19 protein-coding genes and 1 tRNA gene are annotated in these 20,029 nt (G+C 69.2%); 14 read left to right on the forward strand and 6 right to left on the reverse strand.

Translation table 11 applies throughout. The features are described 5' to 3' along the window. Positions 1 to 7 precede the first annotated feature (7 nt). The 3 genes from pyk (at position 8) to AC3A3J_RS10305 (ending at position 3,051) form a co-directional block, all read left to right on the forward strand. Complete coding sequence (pyk, locus tag AC3A3J_RS10295; protein WP_487672183.1) at positions 8 to 1,456, forward strand: pyruvate kinase; 1,449 nt, start codon at positions 8 to 10, stop codon at positions 1,454 to 1,456. Between the two features lie 126 nt (positions 1,457 to 1,582). Then, on the forward strand, positions 1,583 to 2,386 hold the full coding sequence (locus AC3A3J_RS10300) for an alpha/beta fold hydrolase (protein WP_487672184.1): 804 nt from the start codon (positions 1,583 to 1,585) through the stop codon (positions 2,384 to 2,386). Then, positions 2,383 to 3,051, forward strand: a complete 669-nt coding sequence (locus AC3A3J_RS10305) for an esterase/lipase family protein (protein ID WP_487672185.1) — start codon at positions 2,383 to 2,385, stop codon at positions 3,049 to 3,051. The genes AC3A3J_RS10300 and AC3A3J_RS10305 overlap by 4 nt, the downstream gene beginning before the upstream one ends. A 12-nt stretch (positions 3,052 to 3,063) precedes the next feature. On the opposite strand, the gene AC3A3J_RS10310 is transcribed toward AC3A3J_RS10305, so the two are convergent. Then, positions 3,064 to 3,146: transfer RNA gene (locus AC3A3J_RS10310), tRNA-Leu, on the reverse strand. Between the two features lie 101 nt (positions 3,147 to 3,247). Between AC3A3J_RS10310 and AC3A3J_RS10315 the strand changes: the two genes are divergently transcribed. Together AC3A3J_RS10315 and AC3A3J_RS10320 are read left to right on the forward strand one after the other, a co-directional pair. Next, the gene (locus AC3A3J_RS10315; RefSeq protein WP_314647414.1) at positions 3,248 to 3,865 is read left to right on the forward strand and encodes an ANTAR domain-containing response regulator; all 618 of its coding nucleotides are present in this window, start codon (positions 3,248 to 3,250) and stop codon (positions 3,863 to 3,865) included. Continuing rightward, positions 3,865 to 4,428 (forward strand): GNAT family N-acetyltransferase, encoded by a 564-nt coding sequence (locus AC3A3J_RS10320; RefSeq protein ID WP_487672186.1) that lies wholly within the window; start codon positions 3,865 to 3,867, stop codon positions 4,426 to 4,428. Before AC3A3J_RS10315 ends, AC3A3J_RS10320 begins: the two co-directional genes overlap by 1 nt. Here the strand turns inward: AC3A3J_RS10320 and AC3A3J_RS10325 are convergent. Then, positions 4,403 to 4,831 (reverse strand): hotdog fold thioesterase, encoded by a 429-nt coding sequence (locus AC3A3J_RS10325; RefSeq protein WP_487672187.1) that lies wholly within the window; start codon positions 4,829 to 4,831, stop codon positions 4,403 to 4,405. The genes AC3A3J_RS10320 and AC3A3J_RS10325 overlap by 26 nt on opposite strands. Positions 4,832 to 4,877: 46 nt before the next feature. Here AC3A3J_RS10325 and polA point away from each other — a divergent pair, with 46 nt between their 5' ends. From polA to AC3A3J_RS10355, 6 genes are read left to right on the forward strand one after another with little or no spacing between them, the layout of a single operon-like run. After that, complete coding sequence (polA, locus tag AC3A3J_RS10330; RefSeq protein WP_487672188.1) at positions 4,878 to 7,511, forward strand: DNA polymerase I; 2,634 nt, start codon at positions 4,878 to 4,880, stop codon at positions 7,509 to 7,511. A gap of 37 nt (positions 7,512 to 7,548) precedes the next feature. Continuing rightward, positions 7,549 to 9,225, forward strand: a complete 1,677-nt coding sequence (locus AC3A3J_RS10335) for a DUF885 domain-containing protein (RefSeq protein WP_487672189.1) — start codon at positions 7,549 to 7,551, stop codon at positions 9,223 to 9,225. A 57-nt stretch (positions 9,226 to 9,282) separates the two neighbouring features. Then, a complete protein-coding gene (locus AC3A3J_RS10340; RefSeq protein ID WP_487672190.1) occupies positions 9,283 to 10,317 on the forward strand; it encodes an LLM class flavin-dependent oxidoreductase in 1,035 nt (344 codons plus the stop codon). A gap of 48 nt (positions 10,318 to 10,365) precedes the next feature. Next, the gene (locus tag AC3A3J_RS10345) at positions 10,366 to 11,124 is read left to right on the forward strand and encodes an SGNH/GDSL hydrolase family protein (RefSeq protein ID WP_487672191.1); all 759 of its coding nucleotides are present in this window, start codon (positions 10,366 to 10,368) and stop codon (positions 11,122 to 11,124) included. Then, positions 11,121 to 11,867 (forward strand): formylglycine-generating enzyme family protein, encoded by a 747-nt coding sequence (locus tag AC3A3J_RS10350; protein ID WP_487672192.1) that lies wholly within the window; start codon positions 11,121 to 11,123, stop codon positions 11,865 to 11,867. Before AC3A3J_RS10345 ends, AC3A3J_RS10350 begins: the two co-directional genes overlap by 4 nt. A gap of 46 nt (positions 11,868 to 11,913) precedes the next feature. Then, the gene (locus AC3A3J_RS10355; RefSeq protein WP_487672193.1) at positions 11,914 to 12,726 is read left to right on the forward strand and encodes an arginase family protein; all 813 of its coding nucleotides are present in this window, start codon (positions 11,914 to 11,916) and stop codon (positions 12,724 to 12,726) included. Between the two features lie 30 nt (positions 12,727 to 12,756). Here the strand turns inward: AC3A3J_RS10355 and AC3A3J_RS10360 are convergent, their stop codons facing one another. After that, the gene (locus tag AC3A3J_RS10360) at positions 12,757 to 14,088 is read right to left on the reverse strand and encodes an MFS transporter (protein ID WP_487672194.1); all 1,332 of its coding nucleotides are present in this window, start codon (positions 14,086 to 14,088) and stop codon (positions 12,757 to 12,759) included. 83 nt (positions 14,089 to 14,171) lie between these two features. Beyond that, on the reverse strand, positions 14,172 to 14,663 hold the full coding sequence (locus tag AC3A3J_RS10365; protein WP_487672195.1) for a hypothetical protein: 492 nt from the start codon (positions 14,661 to 14,663) through the stop codon (positions 14,172 to 14,174). 127 nt (positions 14,664 to 14,790) lie between these two features. Between AC3A3J_RS10365 and AC3A3J_RS10370 the strand changes: the two genes are divergently transcribed. Beyond that, the gene (locus AC3A3J_RS10370; RefSeq protein ID WP_487672196.1) at positions 14,791 to 15,381 is read left to right on the forward strand and encodes a hypothetical protein; all 591 of its coding nucleotides are present in this window, start codon (positions 14,791 to 14,793) and stop codon (positions 15,379 to 15,381) included. A 143-nt stretch (positions 15,382 to 15,524) separates the two neighbouring features. Here the strand turns inward: AC3A3J_RS10370 and AC3A3J_RS10375 are convergent, their stop codons facing one another. Further along, positions 15,525 to 17,879 carry an ATP-binding cassette domain-containing protein gene (locus AC3A3J_RS10375; RefSeq protein ID WP_487672197.1) on the reverse strand — a complete coding sequence of 785 codons (2,355 nt, stop codon included), beginning with the start codon at positions 17,877 to 17,879 and terminating at the stop codon, positions 15,525 to 15,527. A gap of 145 nt (positions 17,880 to 18,024) precedes the next feature. Between AC3A3J_RS10375 and AC3A3J_RS10380 the strand changes: the two genes are divergently transcribed. Continuing rightward, a complete protein-coding gene (locus AC3A3J_RS10380; RefSeq protein WP_487672198.1) occupies positions 18,025 to 18,612 on the forward strand; it encodes an HdeD family acid-resistance protein in 588 nt (195 codons plus the stop codon). Between the two features lie 60 nt (positions 18,613 to 18,672). Here AC3A3J_RS10380 and AC3A3J_RS10385 read toward each other — a convergent pair whose 3' ends face one another. Continuing rightward, complete coding sequence (locus tag AC3A3J_RS10385) at positions 18,673 to 19,437, reverse strand: SDR family oxidoreductase (RefSeq protein WP_487672199.1); 765 nt, start codon at positions 19,435 to 19,437, stop codon at positions 18,673 to 18,675. A gap of 118 nt (positions 19,438 to 19,555) precedes the next feature. Here AC3A3J_RS10385 and AC3A3J_RS10390 point away from each other — a divergent pair, with 118 nt between their 5' ends. Beyond that, entirely contained in the window at positions 19,556 to 20,029 is a 474-nt protein-coding gene (locus AC3A3J_RS10390) for an NfeD family protein (RefSeq protein ID WP_487672200.1), read from the forward strand.

Consider the following 20,029-nt stretch of genomic DNA (forward strand, 5'->3'; position numbering starts at 1 on the left):
GAATCCGTTGAGACGCGCGAAAATCGTCGCCACCCTGGGCCCCGCCACTTCCACCTACGAGACCGTGCGCGCACTGATCGACGCCGGCGTGGACGTGGCCCGCCTGAACCTCAGCCACGGCGACTACTCCGTGCACGACAACAACTACGCCAATGTCCGCCGGGCCGCCGAGGACTCCGGTCGCGCCGTGGCGGTGCTGGTCGACCTGCAGGGCCCGAAGATCCGCCTCGGCCGCTTCGAGGACGGGCCCTACGAGCTCGCCAAGGGCGACATCTTCAAGATCACGACCGAAGACATCATCGGCAACAAGGAGATCTGCGGCACGACGTTCAAGGGACTGCCCCAGGACGTCAAGCCGGGCGACTTCCTTCTCATCGACGACGGCAAGGTGCGCGTCGAGGTCGTCGAGACCGACGGCGTGACGGTGACCACCCGCGTCGTCGTCGCCGGCGCGGTCTCCAACAACAAGGGCATCAACCTGCCCGGCGTCGCCGTCAACGTCCCCGCACTCAGCGAGAAGGACGAGGACGACCTGCGGTGGGGCCTGCGCACCGGTGCCGACCTCATCGCCCTGTCGTTCGTCCGGAACGCGGCCGACGTCACGCGCGTGCACGAGATCATGGCGGAGGAGGGCGTGCGCGTCCCCGTGATCGCCAAGGTCGAGAAGCCGCAGGCGGTCGATGCGCTCGAGGAGATCGTCGACGCCTTCGACGGCATCATGGTGGCCCGCGGCGACCTGGGCGTGGAGTTGCCGCTCGAGGCCGTGCCGATCGTGCAGAAGCGCGCCGTCGAGCTCGCGCGCCGCAACGCGAAGCCGGTCATCGTCGCCACGCAGATGCTCGAGTCGATGATCAACAGCCCGGTGCCCACCCGCGCCGAGACCTCCGACGTCGCCAACGCGGTGCTCGACGGTGCAGACGCCGTGATGCTCTCGGGCGAGACGAGCGTCGGCGACTACCCGGTCGTCGTCGTCGAGACGATGGCCCGCATCATCGAGTCCACCGAGGAGCACGGCCTCGAGCGCATCGCTCCGCTCACCACGAAGCCGCGCACCCAGGGCGGGGCGATCACGCTGGCCGCTCTCGAGGTCGCGGAGTTCGTCGAGGCGAAGTTCCTCTGCGTCTTCACGCAGTCGGGCGACAGCGCCCGTCGTCTGTCGCGCCTCCGCTCGCGCATCCCGATGCTGGCCTTCACGCCCGAGCCCGGCATCCGTCGCCGTATGGCCCTCACATGGGGCATCCGCTCGACGCTCGTCGAGATGGTGCAGCACACCGACCTCATGTACCTGCAGGTTGACGACTACCTGCTCTCCAACGGTCTGGCGGCCGAGGGCGACAAGGTCGTCGTGATCTCCGGTTCCCCTCCCGGAATCGTCGGCTCGACGAACGACATCCGCGTCCACAAGGTCGGGGATGCCGTCGGCGGCGCGGCTCCGATCTACAAGGAGAACGCCTGACCCACGGGTTGCGGAGGGGACGGGGCTGCGGCCTCGTCCCCTCCGGCGTTCCGGCGCGATTGCCAGGTGCGCCCGGCCGCGTCAAGCCTGTTCCCGCAGCGGGCACGTGCTCGATACCGTTCGGTCATGCCTGATCTGCGCCGCCTCGTGTCCGTCGGCGGATTCGTGTTCCGCATCACAAGTCGTGTGCACGCCGAACCCGACGCCCCGTTCTTCGTGCTCATCCACGGCATCGGCATGTCGCATCGGTATCTCACGCGTCTGCACCGGATGCTCTCGTTCCGCGGGAGCGTCGCCTCCATCGATCTCCCCGGCTTCGGCGGGCTGCGCAAGCCGCGCGAGGATCTCGACATCGCCCGCATGGCCGATCTCCTGGCCGCCGTGCTGCCGGCCGTGACCGAGCGTCGCATCGTCGTCGTGGGCCATTCGATGGGCGCCCAGTGGGCCGTCGAACTGGCGGTCCGGCATCCCGAAGCGGTGCAGGGCGTCGTCGCGATCGGGCCGGTCGCCGACGACGCGCACCGCACGCTCACGGCGCAGGCCCGCGCCCTCGCGGTGGACACGCTGGGCGAGTCGCCCCTCATCAACCTGGTGGTCTTCACCGACTATCTGCGATGCGGCATCCGCTGGTACCTCACTCAGGCGCGACACATGCTCACCCACCCGCTCGAGGACCGCGTCGCCGAGCTGACCGTTCCTCTCCTGCTGATACGCGGCGAGAAGGATCCCATCGCCGGCCGGGACTGGACGCGTCGTCTACGCGATCTCGCGCCGGTGTCGAGATGCGTCGAAGTGCCGGGGAAGCACCACGTCGTGCAGCAGTCGGCGCCGCGCGCCGTGGCCTCGGCGATCCTGTCGCACGTCGCGGGGACGTGGCCGCGGTCACTGCCCGGCGAGGTCGCCGACGCCACGCGCGGTGACGCCGGATGACCGGGCTCCTGCGCCGCGCGGCCTGGTGGGCCGCCGACTACGCCTACGCGGGGTACTGGCAGGTGCGCGCCTTCACCAGCAGAACGTCGGCCGACGCATTCGCCGACGGACCCCGCCGGACGATCGTCGTACTGCCGGGCGTGTACGAGACCTGGCGCTTCCTGCAACCGCTCATCGCGCACCTGCACGGGCAGGGGCATCCGATCCACGTGCTGGATGCTCTCGAACGCAGTCAACGTCCCGTGGCAGAGATGACGGCGATCGTCGAGCACCACCTCCGCGAGGAGGACGTGCGCGACGCCGTCATCGTCGCGCACAGCAAGGGCGGCCTGGCAGGGAAGCTCGCGATGGTGGGGGAGGAGGGCGCTCGCGTGCGCGGCATGGTCGCCGTCGCGACGCCCTTCGGCGGCTCGCGCTACGCCCGGCATCTGCCCTCCCGCACGCTGCGGGCGTTCTCGCCCGATGACCCCGGGATCCTCTCGCTCGGCCGGCACCACGAGGTGAACGCCCGCATCGTGTCGGTCTACGGCTCGTTCGACCCGCACATCCCCGAAGGGAGCGAACTGCCGGGGGCGAAGAACGTGCGGCTCGACACGGGAGGCCACTTCCGCGTGCTCGCCGACCCGAGGGTCATCGCCGAGGTCGCCGCTCTCGCGGGCGACTGATCGCCCGATCGGTGCCGGCGGTGGGACTCGAACCCACACGCCCGTGAGGACAAAGCATTTTGAGTGCTCCGCGTCTGCCATTCCGCCACGCCGGCTCGTGTGTCGCGTCTACGACTGTAGCGCAGCGGCCGGCCGTTCCCGTGCCCGCGCCGCGGTGCACCGCCGTCGGCGCAGGCGACTCCGGTAGCATGGTCGTGTGACCGAGCAAGAACAGGCCGAGCAGCCCACGTCCTCCGCACCCCGACGCGTCGTCGTCGCCGAAGACGAATCGCTGATCCGTCTCGACATCGTCGAGATCCTCCGCGACAACGGCTTCGACGTGGTGGGCGAGGCCGGCGACGGCGAGACCGCTGTCGCTCTCGCCACCGAACTGCGCCCCGACCTGGTCATCATGGACGTGAAGATGCCCCAGCTCGACGGCATCAGCGCTGCCGAGAAGCTGCACAAGGGCAACATCGCGCCCGTCGTGCTGCTGACGGCGTTCAGCCAGAAGGAACTCGTCGAGCGGGCCAGCGAGGCCGGCGCACTGGCGTACGTCGTCAAGCCGTTCACCCCGAACGATCTGCTGCCGGCGATCGAGATCGCCCTCGCCCGTCACGAGCAGATCATCACGCTCGAGGCCGAGGTCGCCGACATGGTCGAGCGCTTCGAGACCCGCAAGCTCGTCGACCGGGCGAAGGGCCTGCTGAACGAGAAGATGGGCCTGAGCGAGCCGGAGGCGTTCCGCTGGATCCAGAAGGCTTCGATGGACCGCCGCCTCACGATGCAGGACGTCGCGAAGGCGATCATCGAGCAGCTCGCTCCGAAGAAGTAGTGTTCGCGCTCGACGCCGAGCACACCCTCCGCCTGCTGCGCGCCGACGACGGTGCGGCGCTCGCTCGGGCGTACTCCGCGAATCGGGCGCACCTGGAGCCGTGGGAGCCCCTGCGGCCGGCGTCGTTCTTCACCGCCGCCGTGCAGGACGCCGACGTGCGCCGCTCCCTCGCTGAAACATCGTCCGGACGGGCCGCGCGGTTCGTCGTCGAGGGACCTGGCGGGGAGATCCGCGGCCGGTTCAATCTGAACGGCATCGTGCGCGGTGCATTCGACAACGCCGACCTCGGCTACTGGGTGGATGCCCGTCTGGAGGGTCGCGGCATCGCCACCGCGGCCGTCGCGCACGTGCTGGGATACGCGCGCGACGAGCTCCGCCTGCACCGCGTGCAGGCCGGCACCCTCGTTCACAATGTCGCGTCGCAGCGGGTGCTCGCGGCGAACGGCTTCACGCGTATCGGCCTGGCCCCGCGTTACCTGCGGATCGCGGGGGAGTGGCAGGACCACATCCTGTTCCAGCGTCTGCTGGAAGAAGGGATCAGCGCTCCGTCGGCGCGTCCTTGATCATGTTCGTGATGCGGATGGTCGAGCACCGCCGGCCCTGATCGTCGGTCACGACGATCTCGTGCACGGTCATGCTGCGCCCCAGGTGGATCGGCGTGCAGACGCCGGTCACGATGCCCGAGGTCGCGGAACGCGTGTGGGTCGCGTTGATGTCGACGCCGACGGCGAGACGCCCGGGCCCCGCATACAGGTTGGCCGCCATGGAACCGAGCGACTCTCCCAGCACGACGTAGGCACCGCCGTGCAGCAGGCCGACCGGCTGGGTGTTGCCCTCCACCGGAATCGTCGCGACCGAGCGCTCCACGGTGAACTCGGTGAACTCCAGGCCCATCTTCTCGGCCAGTGCCCCCATCCCGCGGGCGGCGGCCCATTCGAGTCCTCCGCTGGTCGCGACCTCGCTCATGCATCCTCCTCCGGCGCGTGTCCGTGGTCCTCGTTAGGCTGGCAGGGTGACGGACTCCGCAAAGCCTACCCTCATGGTCGTCGACGGCCATTCGCTCGCCTACCGCGCCTTCTTCGCGCTGCCGGTCGAGAACTTCACCACGAAGGACAACCAGCACACGAACGCCATCTACGGTTTCCTGTCGATGCTGGTGAACCTCATCAAAGCCGAGCAGCCCACGCACATGGCGATCGCCTTCGACACGTCCCGCCACTCCTTCCGCACCGACGAGTACCCCGAGTACAAGGCGACCCGTTCCGAGACTCCGCAGGAGTTCCGCGGCCAGATCCCGCTGCTGCAGGACTGCCTCGCAGCCATGTCGATCCCCGTACTGACCAAAGAGGGTTTCGAGGCGGACGACATCCTCGCGACCCTCTCGACGCAGGGCGCCGCACAGGGCTACGACGTCCTCGTCGTCTCCGGAGATCGCGACACGATCCAGCTCGTCACCGACGACGTCACTCTGCTCTACCCGTCGGTGCAAGGCGTGTCGCAGCTCAAGCGATACGACCCCACGACCGTGCACGAGCGCTACGGCGTCCGGCCCGAGCAGTACCCCGACATCGCGGCGCTGGTCGGCGAGACGAGCGACAACCTGCCCGGCGTGCCGAAGGTCGGCGAGAAGACCGCGGTCAAATGGCTGACGCAGTTCGGTTCGCTCGACGAGCTGCTCGACCGCGCCGGCGAGATCAAGGGCGTCGTCGGCGGCAACCTGCGCGAGCACATCGACGACGTGCGCCGCAACCGCAAGCTCAACCGGCTCCTGCGCGACGTCGAGCTGCCCGTGGCCCCGGACGACCTCGCCGTCTCGCCGATCGATGCCCAGGCGGTGCGCGACATCTTCGCCCGCCTCGAGTTCCGCACGCTGCTGCCGCGGGTCTTCGAGGCCGTCGGCGCGGGCGAGGTCGCCGACGACCCGGCATCCGTGGTCGAACTGCCCACGCCCGTCGAAGCCGCCCCGAGCGACCTCGCCGCCTGGGCGGACTCGATCGTCGGAGAGGTCGCCGTCCGCGTCATGACGCAGGGCGGGCTTCCGACGCGCGTCGGGCTGGCCACCGAGACAGAGCTGCGCGAGGCGGACTGGTCGGATGCCCTCGCCGAGGCGCTGCGTCCCTGGTTCGAGTCGGAACGTCCCAAGGTCCTGCACGATGCGAAGGTGCAGATCAAAGCGCTCGGCCGAGCGGGCGTTCGCCTGGGCGGGCTCGCCTACGACACGAGTCTGGCCGGCTGGCTGCTGCGCCCCAGCTTCCCCGACAAGACCCTCGGCGACCTCGCCGAGCGCTACCTCGGCGAGAAGCTGCCCGAGGCCGATCCCTCGCAGCTGGTGCCCGAGACGGAGGGCGCGACGCCGTCCCAGGAGGCGTGGTTCGCTCTGCGCGTCGCGGCCGCCCTGCGTGACGACCTGCCCGAGTCGGTCGCGACCGTCCTCGCCGACATCGAACTGCCGACGCTGCTGACCCTCGCCGACATGGAGCTCGCGGGCGTCGCGGTGTCGCACGATGTGCTCTCGACGTTCTCGGGCGAGCTCGCGACCCGCGCGGACGTGCTCGCTCAGGAGGCGTTCGGCATCGTGGGCCGCGAGTTCAATCTCGGCTCCCCGAAGCAGCTGCAGGAGGTGCTGTTCGAAGACCTGCAGCTGCCGAAGACCCGCAAGACGAAGACGGGCTACTCGACCGACGCGGCGGTGCTCGCCGACCTGCAGGAGTCGCACCCGCATCCCTTCCTGAACCTGCTGCTGCAGCACCGCGAGGCGACGAAGCTCCGTCAGATCATCGAGTCGCTCGACACCGCCATCGGGGCCGACGGCCGCATCCACACCACCTACGTGCAGACCGGCAGCCAGACCGGTCGACTGTCGAGCACCGACCCGAACCTGCAGAACATCCCGGTGCGCACCGAGGAGTCCCGCCGTATCCGCAGCGCGTTCCGGGTGGGCGAGGGATACGAGGCGCTCCTCACCGCCGACTACTCGCAGATCGAGATGCGCATCATGGCGCACCTGTCGGGCGACGAGGGGCTCATCGAGGCCTTCAACAGCGGCGAGGACCTGCACCGGTTCGTCGGCGCCCGCGTCTTCGGCGTCGATCCGGCCGATGTCACCAACGCCATGCGCACCAAGGTCAAGGCGATGTCCTACGGCCTCGTGTACGGCCTGTCGGCGTTCGGCCTCTCGAAGCAGTTGCGGATCGAGCAGTCCGAGGCGAAGCAGCTCATGGTCGAGTATTTCGCGCGCTTCGGCGCGGTGCGCGATTATCTGCGCGCATCCGTGCTCGCGGCGAAGGAGGTCGGCTACACCGAGACAATCTTCGGTCGACGTCGCCCGTTCCCCGACCTGTCGAGCCCCAACCGGGTCCTGCGCGAGAACGCCGAACGGGCTGCGCTCAACGCCCCGATCCAGGGCAGCGCGGCCGACATCATGAAGATCGCGCTGTTCCACATCCACGACGACATCCGTCGAGAAGGTCTCGCCTCGCGCGTGCTTCTGCAGATTCACGACGAGCTCGTCGTCGAAGTGGCGCCGGGGGAGTGGGACGCGGCCGAGCGGATCGTCCGCACCCGCATGGGCGACGCGGCCGATCTGCGCGTGCCGCTCGACGTGCAGGTCGGACGCGGCGACGACTGGAACCAGGCGGCTCACTGACCGGGCGGCGCCGCGGGTCGACAGTAGGCTGGAGCGCATGGATTCCCCCTCTCGGACACCCACCGCCATCGACCAGGTCGCCGAGCGCTGGGTCGACACCCTGGTCGACCTGGCTCCGACGCTCGGTACCTACATCGGGCGCGACGAGGTCAACGGTCGCTTCGGCGACCTGAGCCCCGAGGGTCACGACGAGATCGCCGCCGCGACGCGACGGACGCTCGACGCGCTGTCGGCGCTCGAACCGGTCGACGCGATCGACGAGGTGACGAAGACCGATCTCAGTGCCGAGCTGCGCCTCGACCTCGAACTGCACGAGGCCAAGTGGCATCTGCGCGATCTCAATGTCATCGCCTCGGCGGCGCAGGATGTACGCTCCGCCTTCGACCTCATGCCCACCGGCACCGCCGACGACTGGTCGGTCATCGCGCGGCGCCTCGCGGCGGTCCCTGAAGCCCTGCGCGGGTACACGGCGACCCTGCGCGAGGGCATCGCCCACGGCGTGACACCGGCACGGCGACAGGTCGTCGAGGTCGCCACGCAGATCGACCGGTACACCGCCGACGACGGATTCTTCGCGTCGTTCGTCGCCGACGCCGCGCCCGACGAGGGGCAGCTTCCCGCGTCGCTCGCCCGGACGCTCGCCGACAACTCCGCGGCCGCCCGCGTCGCGTACGGCGAGCTGCGCCGCTTCCTGGCCGAGGAGCTCGTGCCCGCGGCATCCGAGGTCGACGCCGTGGGTCGCGATCTCTATGCCCTGAACTCCCGACGCTTCCTCGGCGCCACGATCGATCTCGACGAGACGTACGAATGGGGACGCGAGGAACTCGCGCGCATGGTCGCCGAGCAGACCGCGATCGCGAACGAGATCCTCCCCGGCGCCTCGGTCGAGGAGGCCGTGGCGCACCTCGAGGCGGATCCGGCGCGCAAGCTGGTCGGCACGGAGGCGCTGCAGCGGTGGATGCAGGAGACGAGCGATCGAGCCGTCGCCGAGCTCGCCGCGTCGCACTTCGACATCCCCAAGGCGATCCGCACGATCGAGTGCATGATCGCTCCCACCCAGGAGGGCGGGATCTACTACACCGGTCCGACCGACGACTTCTCGCGGCCGGGCCGTATGTGGTGGTCGGTACCCGAGGGCGTCACCGAGTTCGACACGTGGCGCGAGCTCACGACGGTGTATCACGAGGGCGTCCCCGGCCATCACCTGCAGATCGCTCAGGCGGTGTACAACCGCGCCGAGCTGAACTCCTGGCGGCGCCTTCTCGCCGGCACCTCGGGGCACGCCGAGGGCTGGGCACTCTATGCGGAGCGGCTCATGGAGCAGTTGGGCTATCTCGACGACCCGGCCGACCGCCTCGGCATGCTCGACGGGCAGCGGATGCGGGCGGCCCGCGTCGTCCTCGACATCGGCGTGCACCTCGGCAAGCCACGCCTCGAGGGCGATGGCATCTGGGACGCGGACTACGCCCTCGACTTCATGCGCCGCAACGTCAACATGTCGGACCAGTTCGTGCAGTTCGAGGTCAACCGGTACCTCGGGTGGCCGGGGCAGGCACCCTCGTACAAGGTCGGCCAGCGCATCTGGGAGCAGGTGCGGGAGGCGGTGCAGCAGCGAGAGGGGGAGCGGTTCTCGTTCAAGGACTTCCACAAGCGCGCCCTCGACATCGGCGGCGTCGGTCTCGACACGCTGCGGTCGGTGCTGCTGCCGCGCTGATCCGGGAATGACGGGACGGCATCCGATGTTCATTCACCTGAATAGGAAAGGTTGATCATGGACATCGAATTCGGACTCGACACCTTCGGCGACATCACCCGGGACAGCAACGGCGAGCTGCTCAGCGGCGCGCAGACCATCCGCAACGTCATCGCACAGGCCGAGATGGCGGATGCCGTGGGCGTGGACTTCTTCGGAGTGGGGGAGCACCATCGCCGGGAGTTCGCGGTGTCCGCGCCCGAGATGGTGCTGTCGGCCATCGCCGCGCGCACGAAGCGCCTGCGGCTCCGCACGGCCGTCACCGTACTGTCCTCCGACGACCCTGTGCGGGTCTACGAGCGGTTCGCCACGCTCGACGCCGTGTCGAACGGACGCGCCGAGGTCGTGCTCGGACGCGGTTCGTTCATCGAGTCGTTCCCCCTGTTCGGCTACGACCTGCGCGACTACGACGCCCTCTTCGAAGAGAAGCTCGATCTGTTCACGCAGCTCCTCGCCGAGAAGCCCGTGACCTGGTCGGGGACCATGCGGGCGCCGCTCGAGGGTGCCGACGTCTTCCCCAAAACCGAGAACGGCCTGCGCACCTGGGTCGGTGTGGGCGGCAGCCCGGAGTCCGTCGTGCGCGTCGCACGGCACGGCCTCGGACTCATGCTCGCGATCATCGGGGGCCCCGCCGCACGTTTCCGTCCCTTCGTCGACCTGTACCACCGCTCGGTCGCCTCGTTCGGTACGACCGAGCACCCGATCGCGGTGCATTCCCCGGGCCACATCGCCGACACCGACGCCGAGGCGTGGGATGCTGCCTACTCCGGCTTCGAGGCCATGAACAACACCATCGGCCGCGAGCGGGGCTGGCCCGCGTACAGCCGAGCCCGGTTCCAGAACGACATCGGCCCGGAAGGTGCGATCTACTCCGGGTCGCCCGAACGCGTAGCCGCGAAGATCGCGCAGACGGTCACCACCCTCGGCCTGGGGCGCTTCGACCTCAAGTACGCGACGGGCACCCTCTCGCACGAGGCGATGATGCGCAGCATCGAGCTCTACGGCACCGAGGTGATTCCGCGCGTCCGCGCGCTGCTCGCGAAGCAGGGCTGACCGGCGACCCGGTGAGCCGCCAGGGCGCGACGGCAATACGCTGGTCCGATGGCAGACGTGCGTTTCGTGGCGATCGGCGACTCCTTCAGCGAGGGCGTCGGCGACGTCCTTCCCGACGGGCGGGAGCGCGGCTGGGCGGACATCGCCGCGCAAGGATGGGCGGATGCCCTGGGTCAGCCGATCGAGTACGCGAACCTGGCCATCCGCGGCAAGCTCGCCTGGCCGATCGTCGAGCAGCAGCTCGAACCGGCACTCGCTCTCCGGCCCACGCACCTCTCGTTCAACGGCGGTGGCAATGACATGCTGCGTCCGCGTGCCGACCTCGAGCGCATCGCGGACGCCTTCTCGCACGTGCTTCGGCGGTGCGACGAGGAGGGCGTCACGATGATCCTCCTGTCCGGCGCGAACCCGAGCGGTCAGCTGCCGATGGGGCCGCTCGTGCGCCGCCGGGGCGACCAGCTGTCCGAGGCCGTCCTGCGGCGGGTCGCCGACCGCGACGATGTCGTGCAGGCCCTGAACTGGCCGGACCGCGAGCTCGCGCAGCCCGCGTACTGGTCGGAGGACCGGCTGCACATGAACGCGTTCGGTCATCACCGCGTCGGGGCCCGAGTGCTCGACGCCCTGGGGCTCCGCCCGCCCGAGGAGTGGTGGGCACCGCGCGAGCGCGGGGGAGCGGGTCCCTCGGGCCTCGCCTACTATCGCGAGTTCGTCGGCCCCTGGGTGCGGCGCCGCGTGACCCGCACGTCGTCCGGCGACGGTCGGACCGCGAAGTACCCCACCTGGGTGCAGCGGACGCCCGGCGCATGAGCGACGTCGAGATGCGCCGTCTCTCCGGAGGCGACGTCACTCTGCACGACGCACGGACGCGCTCGCACCGCACGGTCGCCCTCGAGCCGTTCGAGATCGGCGTGTACGCCGTCACCCAGGAGCAGCTGTCCGAGGTCCTCGGCGTCCCCGCACCGCATCCGGAGCGCCCCGCCACCGACGTGAGTTGGCTGCGCGCGGTGCATTTCTGCAATGCGCTGTCCGAGTGGGAGGGAACCGAGCAGGCCTACTTCTTCGACGGGGAGGACGTGACCTGGGACGTCACTGCGGACGGATTCCGTCTGCCGACCGAGGCCGAGTGGGAATTCGCCTGCCGTGCGGGCTCGACCGGCCCGTACTACGCCCCGCTCGCCGACGCCGCCTGGACGGCCGCCGACGGTGTGACGTCTCCGCAGCCGGTCGGGGGCAAGATCCCGAACCTGCACGGGCTCTTCGACACCCTCGGCAATGTGTGGGAGTGGTGCTGGGACTTGCTGGATCCGGCCCGTTACGACGACTACCGCACGTTCCGCGGGGGCGGGTTCGCCGACGACGCCTGGAGCGTGCGCGCATCGGTACGCCGCGGCGGTGCCCCGCGCATGCACCACGACGATCTCGGCTTCCGCGTCGCCCGCGGCGGATTCGACGGGTCGGGGGCCGCACAGGGGTGGTCGGCCGTCGCCGATGTCGAGCGGGGGAGTGCGTCGGGTCCGCTCCCGTTCGGGTGGACGCCGCGCGGTCGCTGAGCCGCCGGTTTTGGAGCGCCCGCGGCTCGCGTGGAAGAGTGGGAAGATGTCGTCGCCGTTCTCGCTCATCGTCTCCCAGGGCCGTGTGGCCGACCGCACGAATGGGGCGCTCGTCGGCGCGCAGCGCGTCGGCGCGGAACTCTCGATCTTGCTCGGCATCGATGCCGCCGTCGTGGGCACCCCCTCGCCGGCCCGAGACGACGATTGGACGGCGGCGCTCCCGCAGGCGCAGGGGACGCTCGACGGTCTGCGCCGCGCGGTCACCGTCGCGTTCGACGCCGGGCGCACACCGATCCTGGCCACGAACACGTGCGCCGCGAGCCTCGGCACTCTGCCCACGGTCGCCGAACGGCACCCCGGTGCCGTCGTGCTGTGGATCGACGCGCACGGCGACTTCAACACACCCGCCACGACCGAATCCGGATATCTCGGCGGCATGGTCCTCGCGGCCGCGTGCGCCCTCTGGGACAGCGGGCACGGAGCGGGGCTCGACCCGCGTCAGGTGATCGTCGTCGGAGGGCGCGACATCGACGCCGCAGAAGGCGACCTGTTGGCGGACGCGGGGGTGACGGTGCTCTCCCCGGCGGAGAGCACCCCGGAGCGCGTGACCGAGCTCATCGATGGGCGACCGGTGTGGATCCACGTCGACTGGGACGTACTCGAGCCCGGATACATCCCCGCCGCCTACCGGGTGGGTGCGGGTCTGTTGCCGCGCGACGTGGCGGCGATCTTCGCCGCCATCCCGCTGGACTCGGTGCGCGGCGTGGAACTCGCCGAGTTCGAGGCGGGCGATGCGGACGTTCCGGAGCACCTGAGCGTCGAACTCATCGTCGAGACGTTCCAGCACCTTCTGCACTGACCCGAGCCGCCGGGGAGCCGCGTCGGATGATCAGCGACGCCGCGGCTTCTCGGGATCGAGACCCATCCGGATGCGCGTGCGCTTGCGCTCCACGACGATGAAGACGGTGCCGAGCAGCCACAGCGGGATGGGCGCGAGGAAGGCGATGCGGAACGCGTCGAGAGAGTAGGTGTCGGGGGTTCCTGCGCCCTGCAGATCGAGCGCGAGACCGATGAGGAAGATCGCGATCAAGGCCGCGATGAAACCGCCGGCGTTGGTCACCCCGGTCGCGGTGCTGAGCCGGTGCGAGGGATTGTGCGTGCGGGCATGGTCGAACGCGATCATCGACGCCGGTCCGCCCGTGGCCAGGGCGACGGCGAGCACCCCCAGCAGCCAGACCGGCGCCGGGACGGGGAGCGCGATCACGGCGCACCAAGCCACGAGCTGCACGCCGACAGCCGGCAGCACGAGAGCGAGGGAGCGGTGGTTGGGAAGACGCCGGGAGAGGTCGCCGATGAGGGGTCCGAGGACCATGCCCGCCACCACGTACACCGAGATCAGGCCCGCGGCATGGGCCGCGGTGAGCCCCTGAGCCGCGGTGAGGAACGGCATACCCCACAGCAGCACGAACGCCGTACCCGCGAAGGGCGTCGTGAAGTGCGACCAGAATGCCAGCCGCGTGCCCGGGTGCGCCCAGGCGGCGCGGATGCCGACCCCGGTGTCGATCGCCGACGTGACCACGCGCACCACGCCCGTGTCGGTGTTCACCGAGACATCGGCTTCGCGATCGGGCGGGCGGTTGCGGATGACGACCGCGACGAGCACCGTGAAGAGCGCTCCGAGACCGGCGATGCTGCCGAACGTGATCGTCCATGAGGTCGCATGCAGCAGCGCCGCGACGGGAACCAGCGCGACCAGCTGACCGGCCTGACCGATGATGCCGGTGAACTGCACCATCAGCGGCCCCCGTTGAGCCGGGAACCAGAGGGCGACGAGCCGCAGCACGGCGGGGAAGACGGCGGCATCTCCGGCGCCCAGCAGAATGCGGGCGATGATCGCGATGCCGATGCTGGGGGAGAAGGCCATGGTGAGCTGACCCGCCGCCATCAGGAACATGCCGATGGTGATGATCGGGCGCGAGCCGTACCGGTCGAGCAGCAGTCCGATCGGAATCTGCATGCCCCCGTACACGGCGAGCTGCACGACCGCGAAGAGGGCGAGGGTCGAAGCATCCGCCTGGAACCGCTCGGCCGCATCGACCCCCACTGCTCCGAGCGAGGTGCGGTTGGTGATGGCCAGCACATAGGCCGCGACGCCGACCGACCAGATCGTCCACGCCCGCCACCCTGGTCCGGACAGGGGAGAGGAGGGGAGAGCGCGCACCTCTCCACGCTACTCGCGTCTCGACGCACTGCGGGCCCCGCCGTACGAAGACGACGGGGCCCGCGAGGCCTGGCGGCCGAGGGTCAGCCGGCGGCGCAGAGCTGCGCCATCGCCTGCGTCGACTCCTGGATATCGGTGCCGAGCGTCCCGACCTCGGAGGCGGCGGAGGTGTCCTGGTCGATGAGGACGCGCTGGAGGAGGTCGCGGAGCTTGACGAAGTCTTCGTGCACAGCCGTCACGCCGTCCTTGACCTCCTGGTTGGTGACCGACTCGGCCGCTGCGCCGATGGCGTCCGCGGTCTCGGTGAGCTTCGTCACGGTGCCCTGAGGGTCGGCGGTGGCCGCGTTCACGTCGAGCGAGGAGAGCTCGGTCGCGAGGCCCACGATCTGCGAGTTGACCTCGGCGCAGGCATCCGCGACGGACTGGCCGGAGCTGCTCTCCGTCTCTTCCGGGGCGGAGGATGCCGCCGACGACGAGGACGTCTCCTTCGGCTCGGCGTCGCTCGATCCGGAGCAGCCCGCAAGACCGAGCACGGCGACGGCGGCGATGGTGAAGGCGGCGATCTGTCGTTTCATTCTTCCCCCAAAGGTGAGCCGGTGATCCGGCATGACTGGTGAACCGCGTGACAGTCAATCACATACGGCAACCCGAGGTGAGGGCAGGAGTACCCACGTCGGCGGAGTCCCTCTCTATAGTGAGGGGATGCGCCGACGCTCCACGCTCATTCTCGGGTCGGCTTTGGCCGTCTTCGCACTCCTGGGCACCGCCTGCACGAGCGGCGCGACGGGTCCAGGCGGAGGGCCGGCCCCGTCGAGCACCGCCGACCCCGACCTCGCGGACGAACCGACGACCGAGCCGGGGGAGACGACGGACGCCGCGGCCGAGGCGCAGGCGCAGGCGTGGCTCGATGCCGCCGCCGTTCCGCCGGGGGCCGTGCCCACCGACGACTCGGTCGCGTTCGGTTCGTACCAGGGGTGGCCCTGCACCCCGGTCGCGACGCGCGAGCGGGTCTGGACGCTGACCGGTGGCACGGTCGCGAATGCGACGAACTGGCTGAGAGAAAATCCGACGGCCGATCTGGTCAGCACCGCGGTCGGCCCGCCGTTGGATGAAGGGTCGCCGGTCGACGGAGCGATCGTCGGATACATTCCGGCGGACGAGTCGCAGCAGGGCGTCGTCTTCACCGTCCAGAACATCGGCGACGGGGTCGCGATCCGGGCGCAGGTGGCGGCGTTGGCTGCGACAGCAACGTGTCCGCCCGGTCAGACCCTGGGCAAACCGGGTCAGGGCTGACCGCAGCTTTGCGCCCAGCATGCACTCCGCCGCACCCACGAAGTAAGCGCGGGGAAGTGCAGCGAGGCCTCGCTGAGCTGTGCTTCCGATTCAAACTGACATAATGTGCATTATCGGTTATTCCATGTCCGCGGCAGGAGTGCTCACGCACCGACGTAGGCGGCGAGGTGTTCGGCCGTGAGCGTTCCGCCGTCGGCGACGAGCGCGCGAGGCGTGCCCTCGAACACCACGCGTCCGCCGTCGTGACCGGCGCCGGGTCCGATGTCGATGATCCAGTCGGCGTGCGCCATGACGGCCTGGTGATGTTCGATCACGATCACCGTCTTGCCGGCGTCGACGAGGCGATCGAGCAATCCGAGAATCTTCTCCACGTCGGCGAGGTGCAGACCCGTGGTGGGCTCGTCGAGCACGTAGACGTCGCCCTGTCCGCCCATCTGGATCGCCAGCTTGATGCGCTGGCGTTCCCCGCCCGACAGCGTCGACAGCGGCTGCCCGAGCGACAGGTAGCCGAGTCCGACATCGTCGAGGCGCTGCAGGATCGCGGCGGCAGCGGGCAGGGCGGCCTCGCCCTCGGCGAAGAATGCGCGCGCTTCTGCGACCGGCAGATCGAGGACCTCGGTGATGTCCTTCCCGCCGAGCTTGTACTCGAGAACCGCGGCTTGGAATCGCTTCCCGCCGCAGTCCTCGCAGGGCGTTTCGATCGTGTCCATGAATCCGAGCTCGGTGACGATGACGCCCGCGCCCTTGCAGGTCGGGCACGCGCCCTCCGAGTTCGCGCTGAACAACGCCGGCTTCACGCCGTTCGCCTTCGCGAATGCCTTGCGGATCGGTTCGAGAAGCCCGGTGTAAGTGGCCGGGTTGCTGCGACGCGATCCCTTGATGGCCCCCTGGTCGATGGCCACGACGCCGTCGCGCTTCGAGACCGACCCGTGGATCAGCGAGCTCTTGCCCGATCCGGCAACCCCGGTCACCACGGTGAGCACGCCGGTGGGGATGTCGACGTCGACGTGCTGCAGATTGTGCGTCGACGCGCCGCGCACCTCGATCGCCCCGGTCGCCGAACGCACCTCGTCCTTCAGCTGCGCCCGGTCGTCGAGATGCCGCCCGGTCAACGTGCCGCTCGCACGCAGCCCCTCAACGGTGCCCTCGAAGCAGATCTCTCCCCCGCCGCTTCCCGCACCCGGCCCGAGATCGACGACATGATCGGCGATCGCGATGGTCTCGGGCTTGTGCTCGACCACCAGCACCGTGTTGCCCTTGTCTCGGAGCTTGCGCAGCAGCCCATTCATCCGCTCGATGTCGTGCGGATGCAGTCCGATCGTCGGCTCGTCGAACACGTAGGTCACGTCGGTCAGGGACGATCCGAGGTGGCGCAGCATCTTGATGCGTTGCGCCTCTCCCCCGGACAACGTGCCGGACGGCCGGTCGAGGCTCAGATAGCCGAGCCCGAGCGTCACGAATGCGTCGAGGTTCGCCGAGAGCGCCTCAAGCAACGGGGTCGCGCCGGGGAGCCGCAACGAGCGCACCCACGCGGCGAGGTCTGTCACCTGCATGCGGCACGCATCGGCGATGCTGACCCCATCGATCTTCGACGAGCGCGCACCCTCGGTGAGCCGGGTCCCGTCGCATTCGGGGCACACCGTGAACGTGGCGGCGCGTTCCACGAAGGCGCGCACGTGCGGCTGCAGCGCATCGAGGTCTTTCGAGAGCATCGACTTCGTGATCTTCGGGATGAGACCCTCGTAGGTCATGTTGATGCCCGCGACCTTCACCTTGGTGACCTCGCCGTAGAGGAAGAGATGTCGCTGCTTCTCGGTGAACTGTGCGATCGGTTTGTCGCCCGGATAGAAACCGGACTCTGAGAACGCCTTCACCATCCACCCGTCGGCGGTGTACCCGGGAACCATGATCGCGCCCTCGTGGAGGGACTTGGACTCGTCGACGACCTGCGACAGATCGATGTCGGACACCGCTCCCCTGCCCTCGCACCGAGGACACATCCCGCCGAGGTAGATCGCGTCCTTCACGATCTTCTTCTCGCCGCCGGGCCCGGTCATCACCCCACTCGCGCGCTGCGTGGGGATGTTGAACGAGAACGCCGTCGGGCCGCCGATGTACGGAGTACCCAGTTTGCTGAACAGGATGCGCAGCATGGCGTTCGCATCGGTCACGGTGCCGACCGTCGAACGGGGGTTCGCTCCGAGCCGCTCCTGATCGACGATGATCGCGGTGGTCAGCCCCTCGAGAACGTCGACGTCCGGCCTCGGCACGGACGGCATGAACCCCTGCACGAAGGCGCTGTAGGTCTCGTCGATCATGCGACGCGATTCCGCAGCGATGGTGTCGAACACCAGCGAGCTCTTCCCCGAGCCGGAGACCCCGGTGAAGACGGTGAGGCGGCGTTTCGGGATGTCGACGCTCACCTCTTTGAGATTGTTCTCGCGCGCGCCCTGCACGCGGATGACGTCATGGGCGTCTGCGGGGTGGGCGGCGGTCATCGGCATCCTTCGGGACGGGTCGGCGGGAGGAGGCCGACGGTCGGGAGCACTCGCGAGGAGCGGCGGCTTCACGGTACACGGCGCGTCGGACACCCACCAGCGCTACCCTTTCAGCACCACAGGGTTCTCCCAGAAAGGATCCGTCATGTCCGAATCCCTCAGCGGCAGCACCTCGCTGCTCAAGTCGATACGCGTCACTCTCGCCGTTTCGGGCGCGCTCGCGCTGATCGCCGGAATCGTGCTGCTGATCTGGCCGATCAAGACCGCAGAGATCATCACGGCGATCTTCGCCTTCTACCTCGTCGTCGCGGGCCTGGTGTACATCGGGCTCGGCGTCTTCGCCGGCGGCCGGGGCGGGTGGTCTCGCGTCGGCCACATCGCGCTGGGCCTGCTCTACGTCGTGGCGGGCGTGATCGCCTTCCTCAATCTCCAGGCCGCCGCGGCGACCCTCGCGCTCGTCGTCGTGATCTTCATCGGCATCAGCTGGATCGTCGACGGCGTCGTGTCGTTGAGTCTGCTCGGGCAGGACGGATCGAAGGTGTGGACGCTGCTCTACGCGGTGCTCAGCATCGTCGCGGGCGTGTTCGTGCTCTTCTCCCCGCTGGTCGCCGGGCTCGCGTTCTGGCTGCTGCTGGGCATCTCGCTCGTCGCGTTGGGCATCGTCCAGCTCGTGCGCGCGATCACCCTCGGTCGGGAGACCCGCACGGCCGATTCCACAGCGACATTGCGCTGACACGCCCACGACGCACGACGGCCCCGCTTCCGCGGAGGAAGCGGGGCCGTCGTCTCGAGATCACTCTGCGGCGAAAGCGCTGACGTCGCCCACCAGGCGGGTGTTGTCGGCCGGAACCGGATCGACCGCGGCACGGGCGACCTCGGCCGCGAACTCCGACACGTTGTACAGCTTGCCCGCGGACTCGCGTCGCTCGGCGATCGCGCCGGGGTTGGCGCGCTCCAGCAGCGTGGCGGTGATGGTGCCCTCGATCATGTCGCCCGAGACGACCGTGAAGCCCACACCCTGCTCGGCCAGACCAGGGATCAGCTCGCGCAGAGCGTCTTCGCCCGCGCGCTTCGAGAGGGCGACGGGCTCGTACTCGGGCATCGTCGGAGTCGTACGGATGAAGTGGGCCTGGTGGCTCGTGACGAAGACCACCCGAGCGCCATCGGAGAGCAGCGGACGCGCTGCTTCGAGCACAGACAGCTGCGCGTCGCGGTTGAGCGTGAGGGCGTAATCCTCGGCCATTCCCGACTCCATGCCGCCGGACGCGTTCAGCACGAGCACGTCGAGGCGGCCGTACTCGGCACGAACGGCCTCGAACATCTGCGCGACGGATGCCGGGTCGGTGAGGTCCGCACCCACGACGAGCGCCCGACGACCGAGTTCGCGCAGCTCGGCCGCGAGCTTCTCGGCGCGCGGTGCCTTGTTGCGGAAATTGATGACGACATCGGCACCGGCCTGCGCGAGATAGCGGACGGTGTCGGCGCCGATCCCCCGCGACGAACCGGTGACAAGGGCGACCTTGCCGTCGAGGGAACCTGCGGGAAGAACGTCGGACACGGTGACTCCTCAAGATGCGTGGCGCGCCGCGATGGCGCGGTGTTCCAGCCTAGCAAGGGCCTCGCGGCGGCCCTCGGGACGAGGGAGCCGCGTGATAGGTTGACCGAAAGGAGGCCGCATGGACACCATGTCGACATTCGTGCAGTTCATCGACCAGTGGGCCTGGATCGGATGGCTGGTCCTGATCGCCCTCTTCCTCGTGATCGAGATGCTGACTCTCGACTTCACCTTCCTGATGCTCAGCTTCGGCAGCGCGGTCGGACTCCTCACCGATCTCGTCGGCATCCCCTTCTGGGCGCAGGTGATCGTCGCTGCAGCCGCCGCCGCGCTCTTCATCCTCTTCCTCCGTCCGCCCCTCCTCCGACGGCTGCGCCGCGGGGAGGACCCGACGAAATCGAACGTGGACGCGCTCCTCGATCTGCGGGGCATCGCCCTGCACGACATCACCCAGATCTCCGGGCAGGTGAAGCTGAGCAACGGCGACACCTGGACCGCGCGCACCTCCACGCCGGTCGCCATCCCGCAGGGGGCACCCGTCGCGGTCAGCGCGATCAACGGAGCCACCGCCATCGTCCGTCCCGTCAACGACTAG

The sequence above is a fragment of the Microbacterium sp. Soil_N32 genome (genome assembly GCF_057655505.1).